The sequence below is a fragment of the Cobetia sp. UCD-24C genome, from assembly GCF_001306765.1.
GTDB classification, from domain to species: domain Bacteria; phylum Pseudomonadota; class Gammaproteobacteria; order Pseudomonadales; family Halomonadaceae; genus Cobetia; species Cobetia amphilecti.
This window is the reverse complement of record NZ_LJTD01000002.1, coordinates 139,486-156,275: the sequence shown is the minus strand read 5'-3', so window position 1 is coordinate 156,275 and position 16,790 is coordinate 139,486. Positions and strand designations below refer to the sequence as shown.

Sequence of the window (16,790 nt, the reverse complement as noted above, 5' to 3'; positions counted from 1 at the left end):
ATGCCCACCTGGTTCTATCCTGTCCTCGAAGGCGTGATCGCCTTCTTCCTGGTTGCCGGCGGCCTGTTTGCCTTCATCGGCTCTCTGGGACTGACGCACCTCAAGGACTTCTACATGCGCCTGCACGGCCCCAGCAAGACCACCACGCTGGGGGTCGGCTGCGTGCTGATGGCGTCGATGATCTACTTCCGCGCCACCACCGGCCATTTCAGCTTTCAGGAAATGCTGGTGTCCATCTTCCTGTTCATCACCGCCCCCGTGACCGCTCACCTGCTGTCCAAGGCGGCGCTGCACCAGAAGCTGGTGGCGGACAGCCGCACACGCAACGTGCCGGAGCGACTCGAAGTCGCCGAGGAGCCGGACGAGGTCAACGCCGAGGCCAGCGAATCCCGCCTGCCGTGATCGTCACTCGGCTCTCACCAGGCAGGTCCTCATCAAGCGGGACCAAGCCACGAGAACGGATTCACGAGCGCTGATTCGCAGGAGCGGATTCACGAACAGCAGGCCAGCAACATGAAAACGCCCCACCAGTGATGACTGGTGGGGCGTTTTCATTTCTCGGGCAATGGCAGTATGACGGCCCTGCTCGTTACCAGCCCTGAGTATGCTGGCGACACAGCGCCTCGAGCAGGTCGATATGGTCACTGCGGTCATTGAGCGCCGGGATGTAGCGGAAGTCGCCACCGCCGGATTCGGTGAAGTAGCCGCGGTTCTCTTCCTCCAGCTCTTCCAGCGTCTCGAGACAGTCAGCCGCGAAGGCCGGCGAGATGACATCGACGCTTTCCAGCCCTTCACCGCCCCACGCCTTCAGCGTTTCATCGGTGTACGGCTTGAGCCACTCGGCCTTGCCGAAGCGCGACTGATAGGTCATCGCCCACTCATCGTCACCAAGCCCCAGCGCCTCGGCCAGCAACTGGCTGGTGCGCTCGCATTGCGTCGGGTAGGGGTCGCCTGCGGTGGCATAGCGCTTGGGAATGCCGTGATAGCTCATCAGCAGGCGCTTGCCGCGCCGACCTTCCTTCTCCCAGTGCTCACGCACGCTGGTGGCCAGCGCCGCGATGTAATCCGGGTGGTCGTGATAGTCGCGCACGAAACGCAGCTCCGGCAGATGCGGGCACGGCTTGAGCGCACGCGCCAGGCGATCGAAGACCGCGGCAGTGGTCGTGCGCGAGAACTGCGGATAGAGCGGCAGGATCAGCATGCGGTCGGCACCGCGGCTGGCGAGCTTGCGCCCCACCTCTTCCATGGTCGGCTTGCCGTAGGTCATCGCCAGTTCGACGGGAATGTCCTCGCCCAGTGACTCGGCCAGGCGTGCCTCCAGCGCGGCGCGCTGACGCTTGCCGATCGCCATCAGCGGCGAGCCGTCTTCCGTCCACACCGAGGCGTAGGCCTCGGCCACCTTCTTGGGACGCGTCGTCAACACCAGGCCATGCAGAATCGGCAGCCAGAGCAGACGCGGCAGGTCGATCACGCGCACATCACCAAGAAACTCCGCGAGGTAACGGCGCACCGCCTTGGGGGTCGGGGCATCGGGGGTGCCGAGATTGACCAGCATGACGCCAAAACGCGGGGTACTCATGGATGATGGACTCCTGACTAGGGGCAAGAAGAGAGGTGAAGCGGCAGCGCAGCCACTTTCACCGCAGCGCAGCCACCTTCACCGACAGCGCAGCCATATTACCAGCTCGCCCTGTGCGTGAGGGATGAAGTTATACTATCATCACGATTTGTATAGCTTTAAGACAATTATTGTCACAACCCTCCCGGAGTCATCGTGCCCGAACCCTCCACTCTGCAACTTGCCACTCGTCACAACTTCGCGCGGCCACTGGTGCTGATCCTCGGCGACCAGCTCAGCCATGAGCTGGCAAGCCTCAAGCAGGCGCCCGCCGACAGCGTGATCGCCTTCTGCGAGGTCGAGGAGGAAGGCCGCTACGTGCCGCACCACCCGCACAAGATCGCGATGATGCTGGCCGCGATGCGCCATCACGCCCAGGAACTCAGGGAGTGTGGCTGGCAGGTACATGAAAGCCGACTGGAGGATCCGGACAACCTCCAGCGTCTGGCCAGCGAGGCAGAGCGTCTGGCTGCCCTGTATCAGTGTGATGGCGTGCTGGTGACCCGCCCCGGCGAGTGGCGGCTGCTGGACGACTTCCTGGCGCGGCGCGAGGCCGGCTGCGTGCGCTGGGAAGTCCTCGAGGACACACGCTTCTTCACCACGCCGGCAGCCTTCGCCGGCTGGGCCGAGGGCCGCAAGCAACTGCGCATGGAGTACTTATATCGCGAGCAACGCCGTGACACGGACCTGCTGATGGAAGGCAGCGAACCCGCCGGCGGCAAGTTCAACCACGACCACGACAACCGCGAACCGATTCCAGACGACTTCCACGCCCCACCGCCGCCGGTGCATGCCCATCACGAGGATGTGACGACTCGCGAGGTGCTGACACTGGTCGCGACACGCTTCGGGGAGCAGGCCAGTGACAAGGAACGCCACTTCGGCAGCCTCGAGAACTTCAACTGGGCCGTCACGCGCGCCCAGGCCCGCTCTGACCTCACGCATTTTCTCGATCATTGCCTGGCGGACTTCGGCCGCTATCAGGATGCCATCGAGGACAGCGATCCCTTTCTGTTCCATTCACGCCTGTCTGCCGCGCTCAATATCGGCCTCTTGAGCCCGCAGGAGGTCTGCAACGCCGTGGACGCCGCCTGGCGGCGCGGTGAGGTGCCGATCAACTCGGCGGAGGGGTTCATTCGTCAGATACTCGGCTGGCGCGAATATGTGCGCGGCATCTACTGGACGCGCATGCCCGGCTACAAGCGCGAGAACCGGCTGGAAGCCAGCCGCAACCTGCCGGAATTCTTCTGGACGGGGGACAGCGGCATGCGCTGTCTGGATCAGGCCATCGCCAGCACCCGCGAGCATGCCTACGCCCACCATATTCGCCGCCTGATGGTCACGGGCAACTTCGCGCTGCTGTGCGGCGTGAAGCCCGAGGCGCTATGCGACTGGTATCTGGCGGTCTATGTGGACGCCTGTGAATGGGTCGAGCTGCCCAATACGCTGGGCATGGTGCTACATGCCGATGGCGGCCTGATGGGCTCCAAGCCCTACTGTGCCTCGGGCAAGTACATCGACCGCATGTCCAATCACTGCGCCAGCTGCCAGTACTCGCCGAAGAAGGTCACCGGCCCTCAAGCCTGCCCGCTCAACAGTCTCTACTGGCACTTCATCGAGCGCCATCGCGAGGCGTTGTCACGCAATCCGCGCATGTCACTGGTCTACGGCAGCTGGCGACGCATGAAGGACGACAAGCGCGACGCCCTGCTGCAACAGGCCGACGCCTTCCTGGCTCGCCTCGACAGCGCCGCGGACTATGGCAGTGATGCCCATCGCGCCGGTTACTACGCCGCACCCTCCAGTCTCACGCCCGACAAGGAATCCTCATGAGTCGCATCTGGCAAGCCAGCGCACCGGTCACGCTCTACCACGATGGCAAGTGCCCCCTGTGCCAGCGCGAGGTCGCCTGGCTGGCCAGGCATCCCGGGCGGGAGCGGGTCAGAACGGTGGATATCCGTGCACCAGATTTCTCGCCTCAGGCGCTGGGCTTGAGCTTCGAGACGATGATGGGACGTCTGCATGTGCAGGACGCACGCGGGGAATGGTATGTCGGCATGGATGCCAGCCGAGCACTCTATGCGGTACTCGGCTATCGGCGCCTGGTGCGCCTGTCGCTGCTGCCGGGCCTGCGCCCGCTGATGGACTTGAGTTACCGCTTCTTCGCCCGCCATCGCGAGCGCATTGGCCGCTGGGTGCCTCAAAAGCACACCTGAGCCAGGAGGCGCGGGCTCAGAAGCTCAACGGGATACGCGAGCTCAAGGGCTGGTGGTACTGCGGCGGGCGGCCGATCATCTCGTCATTGGCGACCTGCGAGACCAGCCACGCCCGTGACATCCCGCCCCGCTTGAGCTCGCTGTAGACATCCTCCAGCGAGCGGAACAGCATCGGCTTGCCGCGCTTCATCAGCAGCTCACTGCGCTCCTCCTCTTCCTCGCCGGCGGCTTCCAGCACCAGCTGGACCTGATAGAAACGGCTGGCGGCATGACTGATCACGCGCGCCTCCAGTGCAGGATATTCGGCCATCAGTGACTGCAGATTGCTGGTAAAGATGGCGGACGGCGTGAAGATGCTGACGGTTCTGGACATGTAAAGACTCCTGCGCATCCAGGGGACTGCGCATGGTAAGGCCGTAAGACGACGACGTGGTACAAGGATAGCCTGTGAAAACAGGGGCTGGGCGACTCAGACTCCCAGCAGCCCGACACTTCAGGATGAACTTCAAGGCTTCACGCCAGACTGATGGCCAGCGATGACAGTCATGGGGCAGGCGGATGACGATTGAGTGACTCGCAGGCGGAGATCACTGCACTGGTGAGGCACACGCCTCGATGACACGCCCGGAGTCCCGCGCCTTGGCCTCGCTCTTGAGCTCACTCCAGCGCGCGGCGATCCGGGTCGTCTCGCACCCGGCAAGGCCATGCAGCGCCACCAATGACAGTCGCGTCAGCGGAAAGAAGCGCGTGGTGCCGAAGCGGTCGTGGCCCTGAAAGCCTCCCGCTGCCAGCACATCGGCCGGATACAGGCTGGCGACCGCATGCTGGAATGCCGACTGCAGGCCAGCCAGACGTTGCTCGAGCGCTGTCAGGCGCAGTGCCCGGTGAGATTCGGTCATGCACAGCGTCATCACGAAATCATCGCCGCCGACATGGCCGAGAAAGTCACCCTCCTGCAGCGCATCGCGCAATACCGTCGCCAGTGCCAGCAGCATGCGGTCGCCCTGCGCGTGGCCGAAACGGTCATTGAAGGGCTTGAAGTTGTCGAGATCCAGATAGATTGCCACCCATTCGGCACAGCGCGCGCTGCTGCTCTCTCGCAAGTCCTCTCGCAAGTCCTCGCCCAAGCCCGCGCCCTCGCCAGCCACGCACTCGAGCAACTGACGCTCGATCGGCCCGTTGCCCGGCAGGCGCGTCAGTGGGTTGGCCTCCTCGGCGCTCGCCACCTGCAGCTCCGTGATGATGCGCAGCAGATCCAGGGTGCGCCCCAGCCCCTGATAGCGCCCGCCCCGCGTGATGATGAAGTCCTCATCGCGATCGCTGCCTTCGCGGCCGGTCACCTTGGCCGAGACGCGCTCCAGCGTCTCATCCGCCTCGACGCGCAGCGGGCTGCTCTGCATGACCTCGTGGATCATACGACGCGCATGCAGTTCCGGCCCGAAACGCTGGCTCAGCAGCCCCAGCAGGCGATGGCGGATGATCAGGCCCACCGGTCGTTGTTGCTCGTCCACCACGGCCAGCGACATCACCTCCTGCTCGGCATGCAGACGCTGGGCGACCTCATTGACGGTGACATCCTGCTGCACCGGCGTCACGGCGCGCGCCAGGCTGCCGATGCTGCGGCCAGGCGGCGGGCGCTGCTGCAGCCTGCGACTCAGCTGGCGCAGATGCCGGTCGAGCGCGGCGCGTTGGCCAAGCGGGTCGGCCTCGGCCGGCGCGAACAACCAGCCCTGCAGATAGTCGGCCCCCAGCTGGCGCACACAGTCCATTTCCGCCTCATGCTCGATTCCCTCGGCGATCACCTGACTGCCACTGCCGTGAGCGATATCGATGATCGAGCGCACGAAGCGCCGCTTGAGCGGGTCGGCATGGATCCCACTGATGAAGTGACGGTCGATCTTGACGAAGTCCGGCTGCACCGACGACCACAGCTTGAGGCTGGCATAGCCCTCCCCGAGATCATCCAGCGCGATGGCGAAGCCCATCGATTGATAATGGCTGACGGCTTCCCGCATCAGCGCCGAATCCAGCCCCGGTGTCTGCTCGGTCAGCTCGATCACCACCTGATGCGGACGCAGGCCGAAGCGCCGCAGCAGGCGTCGCGTCAGGCCGGGCGAGTGGGCGCCATCCAGCAGCACATCGGGAGATACGTTGATGAACAGCCGCTCCGTCAGGCCCAGCGTCGACCACTGCTCGAGCGCACGCTCGCGACACAGGCTGTCGAGCTCCACCAGGCGGCCGTGCTCGCGCGCCGCCGAGAACATCGTCAGCGGTGAGGCCAGCGGCCCCGCGGCATTCCCGCGCGCCAGCGCCTCATAGGCGAAGACCTCACGGCCGTTGGACGACACGATGGGCTGGAAATGCATGCTCACCTGGCGCAGACGCAGCAACGCCTCCAGTGCATGACGGGATTCGACGACAGGCTGGCCATGAGCGGCTTGCAGGGACGGGGATGGGAGCATGTCAGAATCTGAACATGCTGATATGACAGAGGTATGACAAAGGTGCCGCGCGGCGCATGAGGCGCCTCATCCGATAGAGGGGACGCCAGACGCCAGATCGACCAACTCGATGTGCCGACTATCTCGATATACCGGCTATCTCGATCAAAACAGGATCACGCCATGCCGGCCTGGCAGCCGGCATGGCGTGATCCTCAAGCGCCGGAGTGATGCTTACAGCGAGTTGGGGTCGATGGCCTTGCCGAGGGAGTTGCGGTCGATCCACTTGCCCGCCTTGGTCTCCTTGTAGCGGAAGACGACCATATCGCCGGCTACCACCGGCACTTCGCTGTCTTCGGTCTGGTAGCTGTAGCTCTCACCTTCCACGACCAGCGTGAAGCGGTAGAGGTCCGGCATGCCCAGCCATTCCTTGAAGGGTCCTTCACGCTCCAGGCTCTCCAGCGTGCCGCGGCCCTGCAGCTTGGGGGTACGTGCGCGTCCGCGCCCAAATCCACCTGCCATGCTATCTCCTCCCCGTCAGTGCGGGTCTTGCGAGGCAACGGCGATGCCGCCGCCCGGGTACATGATTGACGCGCGTACGCATCACGTTATTCAGCGAAGGCCTGGCCATAACTGTCGGGTGCCAGGTCTTCGAAACGGGTGTACTTGCCGATGAAGGCCATGTGAACGGTACCGATGGGGCCGTTACGCTGCTTGCCGATGATCAGCTCGGCCAGCCCCTTGTTGTCGGGATTGTCCTTGTTGTAGACCTCATCACGGTAGACGAAGGCGATGACATCGGCATCCTGCTCGATGGCGCCGGATTCACGCAGATCCGACATCACCGGGCGCTTGTTGGGGCGCTGCTCAAGCGAGCGGTTCAGCTGCGAGAGTGCCACGACCGGGCAGGCGAATTCCTTGGCCAGCCCCTTCAGCGAGCGCGAGATCTCGGAGATCTCGGCGGTACGGTTCTCGGAAAGACCCGGCACCTGCATCAGCTGAAGGTAATCGATCATGATCAGGCCGATGCCGCCATGCTCACGCGCCATGCGTCGACAGCGCGAGCGCATCTCGTTGGGCGACAGCGCCGCGGTGTCATCGACGAACAGCTGCTTGTCCTTGAGCAGGTTGACCGCCGAGGTCAGACGCGGCCAGTCCTCGTCTTCCAGCTGGCCGGTACGCACCTTGGTCTGATCGATGCGGCCCAGCGAGGAGATCATGCGCAACATCAGCGATTCGGCGGGCATCTCCATCGAGAACACGGCGACCGGCTTGTCGCCGGAGACCACGGCATGCTCGACCAGGTTCATGGCGAAGGTGGTCTTGCCCATCGAGGGACGCCCGGCGATGATCACCAGATCCGACGGCTGCAGGCCGGAGGTCATGTCATCGAGATCACGGAAGCCGGTCGACAGGCCCGTCATCTGGCCCTTGAGATTGAACAGCTCATCGATGCGGTCCACCGCGCCGGTCAGCAGCTGACTCATGCCCTTGGGGCCGCCGCTCTTGGGCCGCGACTCGCTGATCTGGAACACCAGGCGTTCGGCCTCGTTGACCAGCTCATCGGCATCACGGCCCTGCGGGCTGAAGGAGCTCTCGGCGATCTGGTTGGCCGCCTGGATGAGCTTGCGCAGCGTGGCGCGCTCGCGAACGATGTCGGCATAGGCCTTGATGTTGCTGGCCGAGGGCGTATTGCGCGCCAGTTCAGCGAGAGTCGCCAACCCGCCGACCGACTCGAGCTGGTCACGACTTTCCAGCAGCTCGGACAGCGTCACCACATCCAGCGGGCGGCTGCCGCCGACCAGCTGAGACATGGCGTTGTAGATGAGACGGTGCTCATAGCGATAGAAGTCGTCGGCCACCAGCCGCTCGGAGACGGTATCCCAGGCGCTGTTGTCCAGCATCAAGCCGCCAAGCACCGACTGCTCGGCCTCCAGCGAATTGGGCGGCACCTTGAGCGCTGCCGTCTCGCGATCCTGATCCTGAATCTCGCTCATGCCTGGCTGACTCCTGCTGATGACTGACATGCCCGCGGGGGCTTCTAGTTTCACGCATTGACGCAAGCCTGCCAACCGCCGCGCCCACGCCGAAGCCTCTTCCTGACGGGGGCAGGCATTCTACCGGATTTTGTGCGTCATCGCCTCGCCGGCGACCAGGCAAATGCCACGCCGACGACAAATCGCGCCCATGAAAAAACCGCCTTCGCATCGAGGATGCAAAGGCGGCTTGGGTACCGCAGCAGTCGCTACACCGGATCACCGGCCAGCCACTGCAAATCAGCGATTACTCGCCGACCACGACCACACGGACAGTGGCAGTCACTTCAGCGTGCAGCTGCAGCACGATGTCGTATTCGCCAGTGTTGCGCAGCGGGCCTTCCGGCATGCGGACTTCGCTCTTGGCGATGTCGATGCCAGACTGGGCGATAGCTTCGGCCAGATCACGCGGACCGATGGAACCGAACAGCTTGCCTTCTTCGCCAGCTTTGGCGACCAGGGACAGTTCGATTTCGTTCAGCTGAGCGGCACGCGCTTCAGCTTCGGTCTTGCGCTCTGCAACCTGTGCTTCCAGCTCAGCGCGCTGAGCTTCGAAAGCTGCCTGGTTTTCAGCAGTGGCCGGAACTGCCAGGCCGTACGGCAGCAGGTAGTTGCGACCGAAGCCAGCCTTGACGGAAACCTGGTCACCCAGGTTGCCCAGCTTGCCAATCTTGTCGAGCAGAATGACTTGCATCTCGTAAACCTCTTATCGATGACTGCCGGCGAGACGTGCGCGAAAATCCGCAAAGACGTCCACAAGCGCCAACAGCAGCAAAATCAGAATCGTGGGCCAGGTGGTCAGCATCATGAAATAGACGCCGACGAGCCATAACCCGCTCATCCCCTTTAACCCGATGTAACCATGTACCAGGGCAATGCCCGCCACCAGCAGCGGTATCCAGATCAGCAGGAGCACTGCAGGTACATTGAGCAGTACGCCAATGATCCCGCAGGCTGCCAGTATCAGGATTTCGGGCAAACTCAGCCGAAAGGCATGGAATTCGCTGCGAAACCCACCCGGATTGTAGAGCCCGGACTGCCAACTGCGCGCCAGGGCCAGACAGCCCGTGGCGGCCAGCAGGACCACCAACCCGGTAATACCACCGATGACCAGCCCTGCGAGCTGTTCAGTCGGCACACCTTGAGCGGCAAAGTCGTTCAAGCGTGCGTCAAGCTCAGGGACATTCTTGCGAATGCTCTCAAGCAGTGGACCGGCTCCGCCTGGTGGCAGGAATATCCCGGACTGCACCATCAGTGCCGCCGTCAGGCTGGCGCCTATCAGCGCCTCACCCCATCGCACGCGAGCGCGCAACAGGGTTGCCATCAGGGTGACCAGCAATACGGTTGCCAGAGGCACCGGATCGCCTTGTACCCACCACCAACCGGCCGGAACGGCGGCGGCGATGACTACGGGTGCGGCAGGCGCAAGGCCACGCCGAAGCGTGACCAGCGCACTGATGGCGGCACTGAACCAGAAGAACCAGGGCACGATTCCCGTCAGCAATGCAATCGCGATGCATTGCAGGGGGCCGCGCATGGCCCAGCGTGCCAGTGCCAGCATCATGGTGTCGCCTTACTGGTGGCTGTCGCTGTACGGCAGCAGAGCCAGGTAGCGAGCACGCTTGATGGCAGTCGCCAGCTGACGCTGGTAGCGTGCCTTGGTGCCAGTGATACGGCTCGGGACGATCTTGCCGGTCTCGGTGATGTAAGACTTCAGGACTTCGATGTCCTTGTAGTCGATCTGCTTCACGCCTTCAGCGGTGAAGCGGCAGAACTTGCGACGACGGAAAAAACGTGCCATTGCAATGACCTCCTGGGGGTGCGGTATCAGTTAGCGTCTTGAGCTTCGGATTCGTCACGCTTGTCTTCGCGACGCGGACGCTTCTCTTCAGCCGGCTTCATCATCGGAGACGGCTCGATGGCCGCTTCCTTTGAACGCACAACCAGGTTACGGATGACGGCGTCGTTGAAACGGAAGATGGTTTCGAGTTCTTCGACCACCTCACCGGTAGTTTCGACGTTCATCAGCACGTAGTGGGCCTTGTGGATCTTGTTGATCGGGTAGGCCAGGTGACGGCGACCCCAATCTTCCAGACGATGCACAGTACCGCCGGCTTCGGTCACGATGGAGGTGTAACGCTCGATCATGGCCGGAACCTGTTCGCTCTGGTCCGGGTGGACCATGAACACGATCTCGTAGTGACGCATGGCTTGGCTCCTTTCGGTTTGACAGCCCCCACGGCGCGTCTCGGGCCGGGAAGCAAGGAGTGGAGTGATTACTACGGTTGTGCCATTCAGACCCGAAGGCCACGAAAGACGCGCGCGGGCGAGGACAGATGCCCCCATGCCGCGCATTCACTGCAGACTGCACTTCACAGAACCGCAGTATTGTAGAGAGGAGTCAAGGGCTTGGCAAGCGGCCCGTGAAAGACAGCCAGCCCCGTTCCGCCGGCCGCTTCTCTTTTGTCTCTATCTTGCCTCTTCTTGCCTCTACCCTGCCCCTCCCCTGACTATCCCCTGCCGACAATTGCCTCAGCCGCGGCGCTGACGCACGGCCTCGAACAGGCAGATGCCCGCGGCAACCGAGACATTGAGGCTGGAGACGCTGCCCGCCATCGGCAGCTTGATCAGGCTGTCGCAATGCTCGCGGGTCAGGCGACGCATGCCCTTGCCCTCGGCGCCCATCACGATGGCGACCGGGCCGGTGAAGTCGGCTTCGAAGGCCATGGATTCGGCTTCGCCCGCCGTGCCCAGCACCCAGACACCGGCTTCCTTCATGGCGTCCAGCGTGCGGACCAGGTTGGTGACCTGATAGACCGGCACCACTTCCGCTGCCCCACAGGCCACCTTGCGCACGGTCGCGTTCAGTGAGGCCGACTTGTCCTTGGGCACGATGACACCATGGGCGCCCGCGGCATCGGCACTGCGCAGGCAGGCACCGAGGTTGTGCGGATCCGTGACGGAGTCCAGCACCAGAAACAGCGGAGCTTCTGCGTGGGACCAACCATCGAGACGCAGCTTGAGGCCGGTCTCGTTCTCGGTGGCCAGCGGTGCACACAGCGCGACCAGCCCCTGATGGGCGCCACCGCCGACAGCCAGTGCATCCAGCTCTTCGCGCCCCTTGAGGGTGACGCGCGAACCGGCGGCACGCGCCTGCTCGATGATCTCGCTCAGGCGCAGCTCGGCCTCGCCCGCCTGCACCCACAGCTCGCTGGGTGCGCGGTCACGTGCCAGCAAGGCTTCCACGGCGTGCACGCCATAGACGGCTTCCAGGCCACCGGGAATCTTCGGCGCGGCGGCGCGTGCGCCACCCTTGCGTGCACCGCCACGCTCATGACGCTGAGCGCCGCTGCGCTCGCCTCGGGAATGCTCACTTCTGGCGTGGCTAGCACGCTCGCCGGCGGGCTTGCCGCGGCCGGGCTTGCGCCCCTTGTCCTGACTCATTGTGCCTTCCTGACTGATGACCCGACGGGCCCTGTCACATTGACGGAAACTGAGCTGCCGCCGACGCGACAGCCTTGAAATCGTGCAGTCTGACGACTGCCCAACGCATCAGCCCCGACCGGAGCCGGGGCTGATGCAATGACGCGCGAGGAGCCGAGCCGAAATCAGCTGCGGCCGTTACCGCGACGCCCGCGCGAGCGCGAACCCCGCTTGCGCGACGGATCGTCCTTGCCTGCGGCACCCATCGGCGCGACCGGCGCGAACGGGCTATCGGCGGCTTCCGGGCCACTCGGCACGGCCGGACGCGCCGCAGCGGGCGCCTCGGCGACGGGCTGCTGCTCATTGCCAGCGGCGGCCTTGCGCTCTCCACGGCCCGAGCGATCACTGCGCTCGCCAAGCTCACCGCGCGGCTTGCGCGGCGGACGCTCACCTGCCGGCTTTTCGGCCGCAGCCGCGTTGCCATTGCCTTCCTGACTGACTTCCTCGGTCAGGGACTTGAGGCGTTCGCGCTCACGCTTGCCGGGACGTCCCTTGGCGGCGGCTTCCTTGCTGGCAGCGGAGCCACTCTTGCCGGCTGCCGGCTTGTCGCTCTCGCTGCTGCGCGCCTTGCGCGGCTTGCGCTTGGGACGCGGCGTCGGGTCGCTGAGCATGAAGTCGATCTTGCGCTCATCCATGTCGACACGGGCCACCTGGACGGTGACGCCATCGCCGAGGCCATAGCTGACGCCGGCACGCTCACCCTTGAGGCGATGCTTCTCGGCCTCGTAGTGATAGTAGTCGGACGGCAGCGAGGAGATGTGCAGCAGGCCTTCGACGTAGTAGGCATCCAGACGCACGAACAGGCCGAACTGGGTGACTGCCGCGACGGTGCCTTCCAGCACTTCCCCGACCTTGTCCTTCATGAACTCGCACTTGAGCCAGTCGTTGACGTCACGCGTCGCCTCATCGGCGCGGCGCTCGGTCATCGAGCAGTGCTCACCCAGCTCGAGCATCTGCTCGAAGGTGTACGGGCACCACTTGGTCGGGCGCTCGGTCACGGCATCTTCGGCGCGCAGCACGGTGTCGGTCTTGCGCGGGCCACGGATGACGGAACGAATCGCACGATGCACCAGCAGATCCGGATAGCGACGGATCGGCGAGGTGAAGTGCGCGTAGGCATCGTAGGCCAGACCGAAGTGACCTTCGTTCTGCGGCGAGTAGACCGCCTGGGTCATGCTGCGCAGCATCACGGTCTGGATGATGTCGAGGTCCGGGCGCTCGGCGATCGAGGCACGCAGTGCCTGGAAGTCCTTGGGTGCCGGCTCGTCGCCACCTTCCAGCGTCAGACCCAGCTCACCCAGGAAGGCGCGCAGGTTGTTCAGACGCTCCGGTGCCGGCTGCTTGTGGACACGATAGAGGGCCGGGAGATCGTGCTCATCCAGGAAGCGTGCCGTCGCGACGTTGGCCGCCAGCATGCATTCCTCGATCAGTTTGTGCGCGTCGTTGCGGGTACGCGGCACGATCTGCTCGATCTTGCGCTCATCGTTGAACAGGATCTGCGTTTCGGTGGTCTCGAAGTCGATGGCACCGCGCTTGTCACGCGCCTTGCGCAGCACGCCGTACAGCGCGTGCAGGTTGTGCAGCGACGGCAGCAGTTCGTTGTACTGCTGGCACAGCGCCTGACCTTCCTCACTTTCCGGGTCGGTCAGCATGGTGCCGACCTTCTCGTAGGTCAGGCGAGCATGTGAACGAATCACGGCTTCGAAGAAGCGATAGTCGAGCATCTCGCCACTGCTGGCAGAGATGGTCAGCTCACAGACCAGCGTCAGACGATCGACATGCGGGTTGAGCGAGCACAGACCGTTGGAGAGCAGCTCCGGCAGCATCGGCACGACCTGACCCGGGAAATACACCGAGTTGCCGCGCACATAGCCTTCCTGATCCAGCGGGCTGCCGCCACGCACGTAGTGGGAGACATCGGCGATGGCGACCAGCAGCTTCCAGTTGCCGTTGTCGTCCTGCCAGGCACAGACGGCGTCATCGAAGTCCTTCGCGTCTTCGCCATCGATGGTGACCAGCGGCGTCTCGCGCAGGTCGATGCGGCCCTTCTTGTCTTCTTCCAGCACCTCGGCGGAGATGGTCGAGATCTGGTCTTCGACTTCCGGCGGGAATTCACTGGGGATATCGTGGGAACGGATCGCGATATCGATTTCCATGCCCGGGTCCATGCGCTCACCGAGCACCTCGACCACTTCACCCACCGGCTGCACGCGTGTGGCGGGCTGCTGAGTGATGCGCACGGAAACCACCTGACCGTCCTTGGCACCATTGGCCACGCGGTTGGGGATGATGACTTCCTGCGCGATGCGCGAGTTCTCGGGAATCAGCACACCGAAGTCCGGCTCGGACTGACGATAGATGCCGACCAGGGTCTGGGTATTGCGCGCCAGCACCTCGACGATGGTGATCTCGTCGCGGCCACGACGATCACGGCCGCTGACGCGAGCCAGCACCTGATCGCCATGGAAGACGCGACGCATCTGGCGCGGCGGCACGGCGAGATCCGGCTTGACGCCATCTTCGCGCGCCAGGAAGCCGAAGCCGTCGCGGTGACCGACGACGCGGCCACGGATCAGGTCCAGCTTGTCGATCAGGGCATAGGCACCGCGACGATTGCGCAGCACCTGACCATCACGCTCCATGGCATTGAGGCGACGGCGCACAGCTTCCTGTTGCTCCTCGTCCTCGAAACCGAGCATGCGGCTCATGTTCTCGTGGGTAATGGGCTTGCCATACTCTTCCAGCTTGTCGAGCAAGAACTCTCGGCTGGGGATGGGCTTGTCGTACTTATGGGCTTCGCGTTCCGCGTGCGGGTCGTCGCTGAGCGTCCATTGGGTCATTAATCAGGATTCCTTGACGATGAATTCGAGACGGGCAGCGATCGCGGCACGGAATGACAGGTTGTCTCTCATCCGCGCATTATAGCCTCTACCCTTGGGCCGACCCAACCATTCCCCGCCACTCATCACGGCGGAGGGGCCATTCAGTGCTCTCAATGGCGGCCCGAGGCCAGACTCTCAAGTCTGAAAGCTCGCCAATTGATGAGCTTCATCTGTCTGTTCTCTCTCTCTGTCCTCTTTCTGTCCCCTGGTCTGTCCTCATCAAGCGAGAGAGACTTTCTGCGGCTCGCTCAACAGGGCATGAAAGAAAAAGCTTGCATTCCCACAGTACATCCGTATTATTCGGCACCACTTGCCCAGATGGCGGAATTGGTAGACGCGCTAGCTTCAGGTGCTAGTGTCCGTATGGACGTGGAGGTTCAAGTCCTCTTCTGGGCACCAATTTCAGGTTTCATGTTGGCGTGACACACGTTAAGATGGATACCAGAAAACGGGTAAAGCATTTAATTTTCAACAACTTGACTGCTGATCCGGGTCTGCGGACCGAAACGAGTTCTGATGTCTGCCCAGGTGGCGGAATTGGTAGACGCGCTAGCTTCAGGTGCTAGTATCCGTAAGGATGTGGAGGTTCAAGTCCTCTCCTGGGCACCACGGACGTCAGACTCACAACGAACGACCCCTGTATCGCGCTTCGCCCAGATGGCGGAATTGGTAGACGCGCTAGCTTCAGGTGCTAGTATCCGTAAGGATGTGGAGGTTCAAGTCCTCTTCTGGGCACCACGATGCGCACTCGAACAGGGAACATGGCATCCACTACCAAGGATTTCATGCTCGTTCAGCTGCAAGACTCAGCTCTTGAGACTTCAGCACACAACTTGATGCCCAGATGGCGGAATTGGTAGACGCGCTAGCTTCAGGTGCTAGTGTCCGTATGGACGTGGAGGTTCAAGTCCTCTTCTGGGCACCATCAAGTTGATATCCGATGCATCCTCGCAGCGCCTGCTGCTCACATCGCGATAGTCCCCCTCGCAATATTCTGACTGACTCACCCTCTTGTTTTGCCCAGACCCACAGCGCCCTGCGTTGTCTTTCGCATGTCGCGAAGAAAATACCGCCCTCCTCATGCGCAACTTGTCCACACCCATTACTACGCCTGGCATTGTGGATAACTCTTTTCAGCTGCACCCCTTCAGTCGGCACCTGTCCGCCGAACTGCTTCAGTACGTTCCTGTCAGTCGGGCCTTGGCTGTGCGCTCAATAACGTGATGGCGTTCGACTGAAACTGTCGACCTGCCAGCCATCGCGCGCGACCTGCGCCTCGAGGCGCTGCTCGACGTCATCGGGGAGCTCATGGAAGAAATCCAGCCCTGTCAGAGACTCGATGCGATCGATGCTGACCAGAAAACGATCCAGCGGCTCATCGCCCCTCACCTGCTGCGGAAAGAGAAATGCCAGCGCACGCGGTGCCTGCCGATCCGAGCCGGGCGAGATGATGATCTTGTAGAAGGCATCGGGAATCTCGATCAGATTGGGCAGCCGCTCGATGCTGCCGCTGAAGACCGGTCCTGCCGTGATCCACAGCGCGCCTTCGCGCGGCAGGATGCTGTCCATGATGGCGGCTTCCAGCCGTTGCCAGAGCTTGCGGTTGAGCGCGGGTGTCTGTGGCGAGATATTCGTCATGCGGAAGGTCTGATGCTGCGCCTTGACGCCGTAGATCTTGCCGATGGCGTAGTTGGGCGCCAGGTGCCCACGGTCGTAGCCACTGTTGCGATAGCTATCCGGCGTGACGGGCCATAGAGAGCGCCAGTCGCGCTCGAACTCGTCAGGACGCTCCCCCAGCCGCGACCCTTGAGTATTCTCGAGTCGCCATGTCACCCATAACGGGTTGGCGCGCAGATCAGACCAGCCCACCAGATAGGCATCGCTGCGCAAGCCGCGCGCCAGCGTCTTCCAATCCAGTGCACGCGCCTGCGGCACGCCTTGCCAGACGTAGAACTGCTGGTAGTCGCGCTCCTGCCACCACCAGAGCCCACCCCCTACCAGTGCAAACACCACGCTGACCCCGAAGCCCCGCCACAGCTTGCGGCCGGCCGAGCGAATATCGTCCATCACATCCAGCATCCCGCCATTTCCTTCTTGTCGTTGCAGTTACCTCG

Annotated in this window: 15 protein-coding genes and 4 tRNA genes; 7 read left to right on the top strand and 12 right to left on the bottom strand. The window is 63.1% G+C overall.

Translation table 11 applies throughout. The features are described from left to right. Entirely contained in the window at positions 1–402 is a 402-nt protein-coding gene (locus AOG28_RS03030; RefSeq protein WP_054555276.1) for a Na+/H+ antiporter subunit G, read from the top strand. 187 nt (positions 403–589) lie between these two features. Here the strand turns inward: AOG28_RS03030 and hemH are convergent, their stop codons facing one another. Next, on the bottom strand, positions 590–1,579 hold the full coding sequence (gene hemH, locus AOG28_RS03025; RefSeq protein WP_054555275.1) for a ferrochelatase: 990 nt from the start codon (positions 1,577–1,579) through the stop codon (positions 590–592). Positions 1,580–1,774: 195 nt separating this feature from the next. Here hemH and AOG28_RS03020 point away from each other — a divergent pair, with 195 nt between their 5' ends. Then, on the top strand, positions 1,775–3,451 hold the full coding sequence (locus tag AOG28_RS03020; RefSeq protein ID WP_235506927.1) for a cryptochrome/photolyase family protein: 1,677 nt from the start codon (positions 1,775–1,777) through the stop codon (positions 3,449–3,451). Further along, entirely contained in the window at positions 3,448–3,834 is a 387-nt protein-coding gene (locus AOG28_RS03015) for a thiol-disulfide oxidoreductase DCC family protein (protein ID WP_054555274.1), read from the top strand. The genes AOG28_RS03020 and AOG28_RS03015 overlap by 4 nt, the downstream gene beginning before the upstream one ends. Before the next feature lie 16 nt (positions 3,835–3,850). Here the strand turns inward: AOG28_RS03015 and AOG28_RS03010 are convergent, their stop codons facing one another. From AOG28_RS03010 to rnr, 10 genes are all read right to left on the bottom strand, one after another. Further along, complete coding sequence (locus AOG28_RS03010) at positions 3,851–4,207, bottom strand: DUF6482 family protein (RefSeq protein WP_235506926.1); 357 nt, start codon at positions 4,205–4,207, stop codon at positions 3,851–3,853. Between the two features lie 214 nt (positions 4,208–4,421). Continuing rightward, positions 4,422–6,296, bottom strand: a complete 1,875-nt coding sequence (locus AOG28_RS03005) for a bifunctional diguanylate cyclase/phosphodiesterase (RefSeq protein ID WP_082388190.1) — start codon at positions 6,294–6,296, stop codon at positions 4,422–4,424. A gap of 213 nt (positions 6,297–6,509) precedes the next feature. Then, positions 6,510–6,797, bottom strand: a complete 288-nt coding sequence (locus AOG28_RS03000; protein WP_043334752.1) for a hypothetical protein — start codon at positions 6,795–6,797, stop codon at positions 6,510–6,512. An 86-nt stretch (positions 6,798–6,883) separates the two neighbouring features. Then, positions 6,884–8,272 (bottom strand): replicative DNA helicase, encoded by a 1,389-nt coding sequence (dnaB, locus tag AOG28_RS02995; RefSeq protein WP_165873876.1) that lies wholly within the window; start codon positions 8,270–8,272, stop codon positions 6,884–6,886. 286 nt (positions 8,273–8,558) lie between these two features. Then, positions 8,559–9,005 carry a 50S ribosomal protein L9 gene (gene rplI, locus AOG28_RS02990; RefSeq protein WP_043334754.1) on the bottom strand — a complete coding sequence of 149 codons (447 nt, stop codon included), beginning with the start codon at positions 9,003–9,005 and terminating at the stop codon, positions 8,559–8,561. Between the two features lie 12 nt (positions 9,006–9,017). Then, complete coding sequence (locus tag AOG28_RS02985; RefSeq protein WP_054555424.1) at positions 9,018–9,872, bottom strand: hypothetical protein; 855 nt, start codon at positions 9,870–9,872, stop codon at positions 9,018–9,020. A 12-nt stretch (positions 9,873–9,884) separates the two neighbouring features. Then, on the bottom strand, positions 9,885–10,112 hold the full coding sequence (gene rpsR, locus AOG28_RS02980; RefSeq protein WP_024952281.1) for a 30S ribosomal protein S18: 228 nt from the start codon (positions 10,110–10,112) through the stop codon (positions 9,885–9,887). A gap of 26 nt (positions 10,113–10,138) precedes the next feature. Then, positions 10,139–10,519, bottom strand: coding sequence for a 30S ribosomal protein S6 (rpsF, locus tag AOG28_RS02975; RefSeq protein WP_043334756.1), 381 nt, complete (start codon positions 10,517–10,519; stop codon positions 10,139–10,141). Between the two features lie 324 nt (positions 10,520–10,843). Next, positions 10,844–11,755 carry a 23S rRNA (guanosine(2251)-2'-O)-methyltransferase RlmB gene (rlmB, locus tag AOG28_RS02970; RefSeq protein WP_082388189.1) on the bottom strand — a complete coding sequence of 304 codons (912 nt, stop codon included), beginning with the start codon at positions 11,753–11,755 and terminating at the stop codon, positions 10,844–10,846. A gap of 164 nt (positions 11,756–11,919) precedes the next feature. Next, entirely contained in the window at positions 11,920–14,634 is a 2,715-nt protein-coding gene (rnr, locus tag AOG28_RS02965; RefSeq protein ID WP_082388188.1) for a ribonuclease R, read from the bottom strand. A gap of 354 nt (positions 14,635–14,988) precedes the next feature. Between rnr and AOG28_RS02960 the strand changes: the two genes are divergently transcribed. From AOG28_RS02960 to AOG28_RS02945, 4 genes are all read left to right on the top strand, one after another. After that, positions 14,989–15,075, top strand: a tRNA-Leu gene (locus AOG28_RS02960). Between the two features lie 123 nt (positions 15,076–15,198). Continuing rightward, positions 15,199–15,285, top strand: a tRNA-Leu gene (locus AOG28_RS02955). Positions 15,286–15,327: 42 nt separating this feature from the next. Beyond that, positions 15,328–15,414 (top strand) — tRNA-Leu (locus tag AOG28_RS02950). A gap of 100 nt (positions 15,415–15,514) precedes the next feature. Then, positions 15,515–15,601, top strand: a tRNA-Leu gene (locus AOG28_RS02945). 287 nt (positions 15,602–15,888) lie between these two features. On the opposite strand, the gene AOG28_RS02940 is transcribed toward AOG28_RS02945, so the two are convergent. Next, positions 15,889–16,755 carry a DNA/RNA non-specific endonuclease gene (locus AOG28_RS02940; protein ID WP_054555272.1) on the bottom strand — a complete coding sequence of 289 codons (867 nt, stop codon included), beginning with the start codon at positions 16,753–16,755 and terminating at the stop codon, positions 15,889–15,891. Positions 16,756–16,790: the final 35 nt, after the last annotated feature.

Excerpts from the sequence above, each read along its gene's own strand:
- AOG28_RS02985 (WP_054555424.1), bottom strand. The coding sequence starts at position 9,872 with ATGCTGGCACTGGCACGCTGGGCCATGCGCGGCCCCCTGCAATGCATC.
- AOG28_RS03005 (WP_082388190.1), bottom strand. The coding sequence starts at position 6,296 with ATGCTCCCATCCCCGTCCCTGCAAGCCGCTCATGGCCAGCCTGTCGTC.
- AOG28_RS03015 (WP_054555274.1), top strand. The coding sequence starts at position 3,448 with ATGAGTCGCATCTGGCAAGCCAGCGCACCGGTCACGCTCTACCACGAT.
- AOG28_RS03010 (WP_235506926.1), bottom strand. The coding sequence starts at position 4,207 with ATGTCCAGAACCGTCAGCATCTTCACGCCGTCCGCCATCTTTACCAGC.
- rpsF (WP_043334756.1), bottom strand. The coding sequence starts at position 10,519 with ATGCGTCACTACGAGATCGTGTTCATGGTCCACCCGGACCAGAGCGAA.
- AOG28_RS02940 (WP_054555272.1), bottom strand. The coding sequence starts at position 16,755 with ATGCTGGATGTGATGGACGATATTCGCTCGGCCGGCCGCAAGCTGTGG.
- rlmB (WP_082388189.1), bottom strand. The coding sequence starts at position 11,755 with ATGAGTCAGGACAAGGGGCGCAAGCCCGGCCGCGGCAAGCCCGCCGGC.
- rplI (WP_043334754.1), bottom strand. The coding sequence starts at position 9,005 with ATGCAAGTCATTCTGCTCGACAAGATTGGCAAGCTGGGCAACCTGGGT.
- AOG28_RS03030 (WP_054555276.1), top strand. The coding sequence starts at position 1 with ATGCCCACCTGGTTCTATCCTGTCCTCGAAGGCGTGATCGCCTTCTTC.
- AOG28_RS03000 (WP_043334752.1), bottom strand. The coding sequence starts at position 6,797 with ATGGCAGGTGGATTTGGGCGCGGACGCGCACGTACCCCCAAGCTGCAG.
- hemH (WP_054555275.1), bottom strand. The coding sequence starts at position 1,579 with ATGAGTACCCCGCGTTTTGGCGTCATGCTGGTCAATCTCGGCACCCCC.
- rpsR (WP_024952281.1), bottom strand. The coding sequence starts at position 10,112 with ATGGCACGTTTTTTCCGTCGTCGCAAGTTCTGCCGCTTCACCGCTGAA.
- dnaB (WP_165873876.1), bottom strand. The coding sequence starts at position 8,272 with ATGAGCGAGATTCAGGATCAGGATCGCGAGACGGCAGCGCTCAAGGTG.
- rnr (WP_082388188.1), bottom strand. The coding sequence starts at position 14,634 with ATGACCCAATGGACGCTCAGCGACGACCCGCACGCGGAACGCGAAGCC.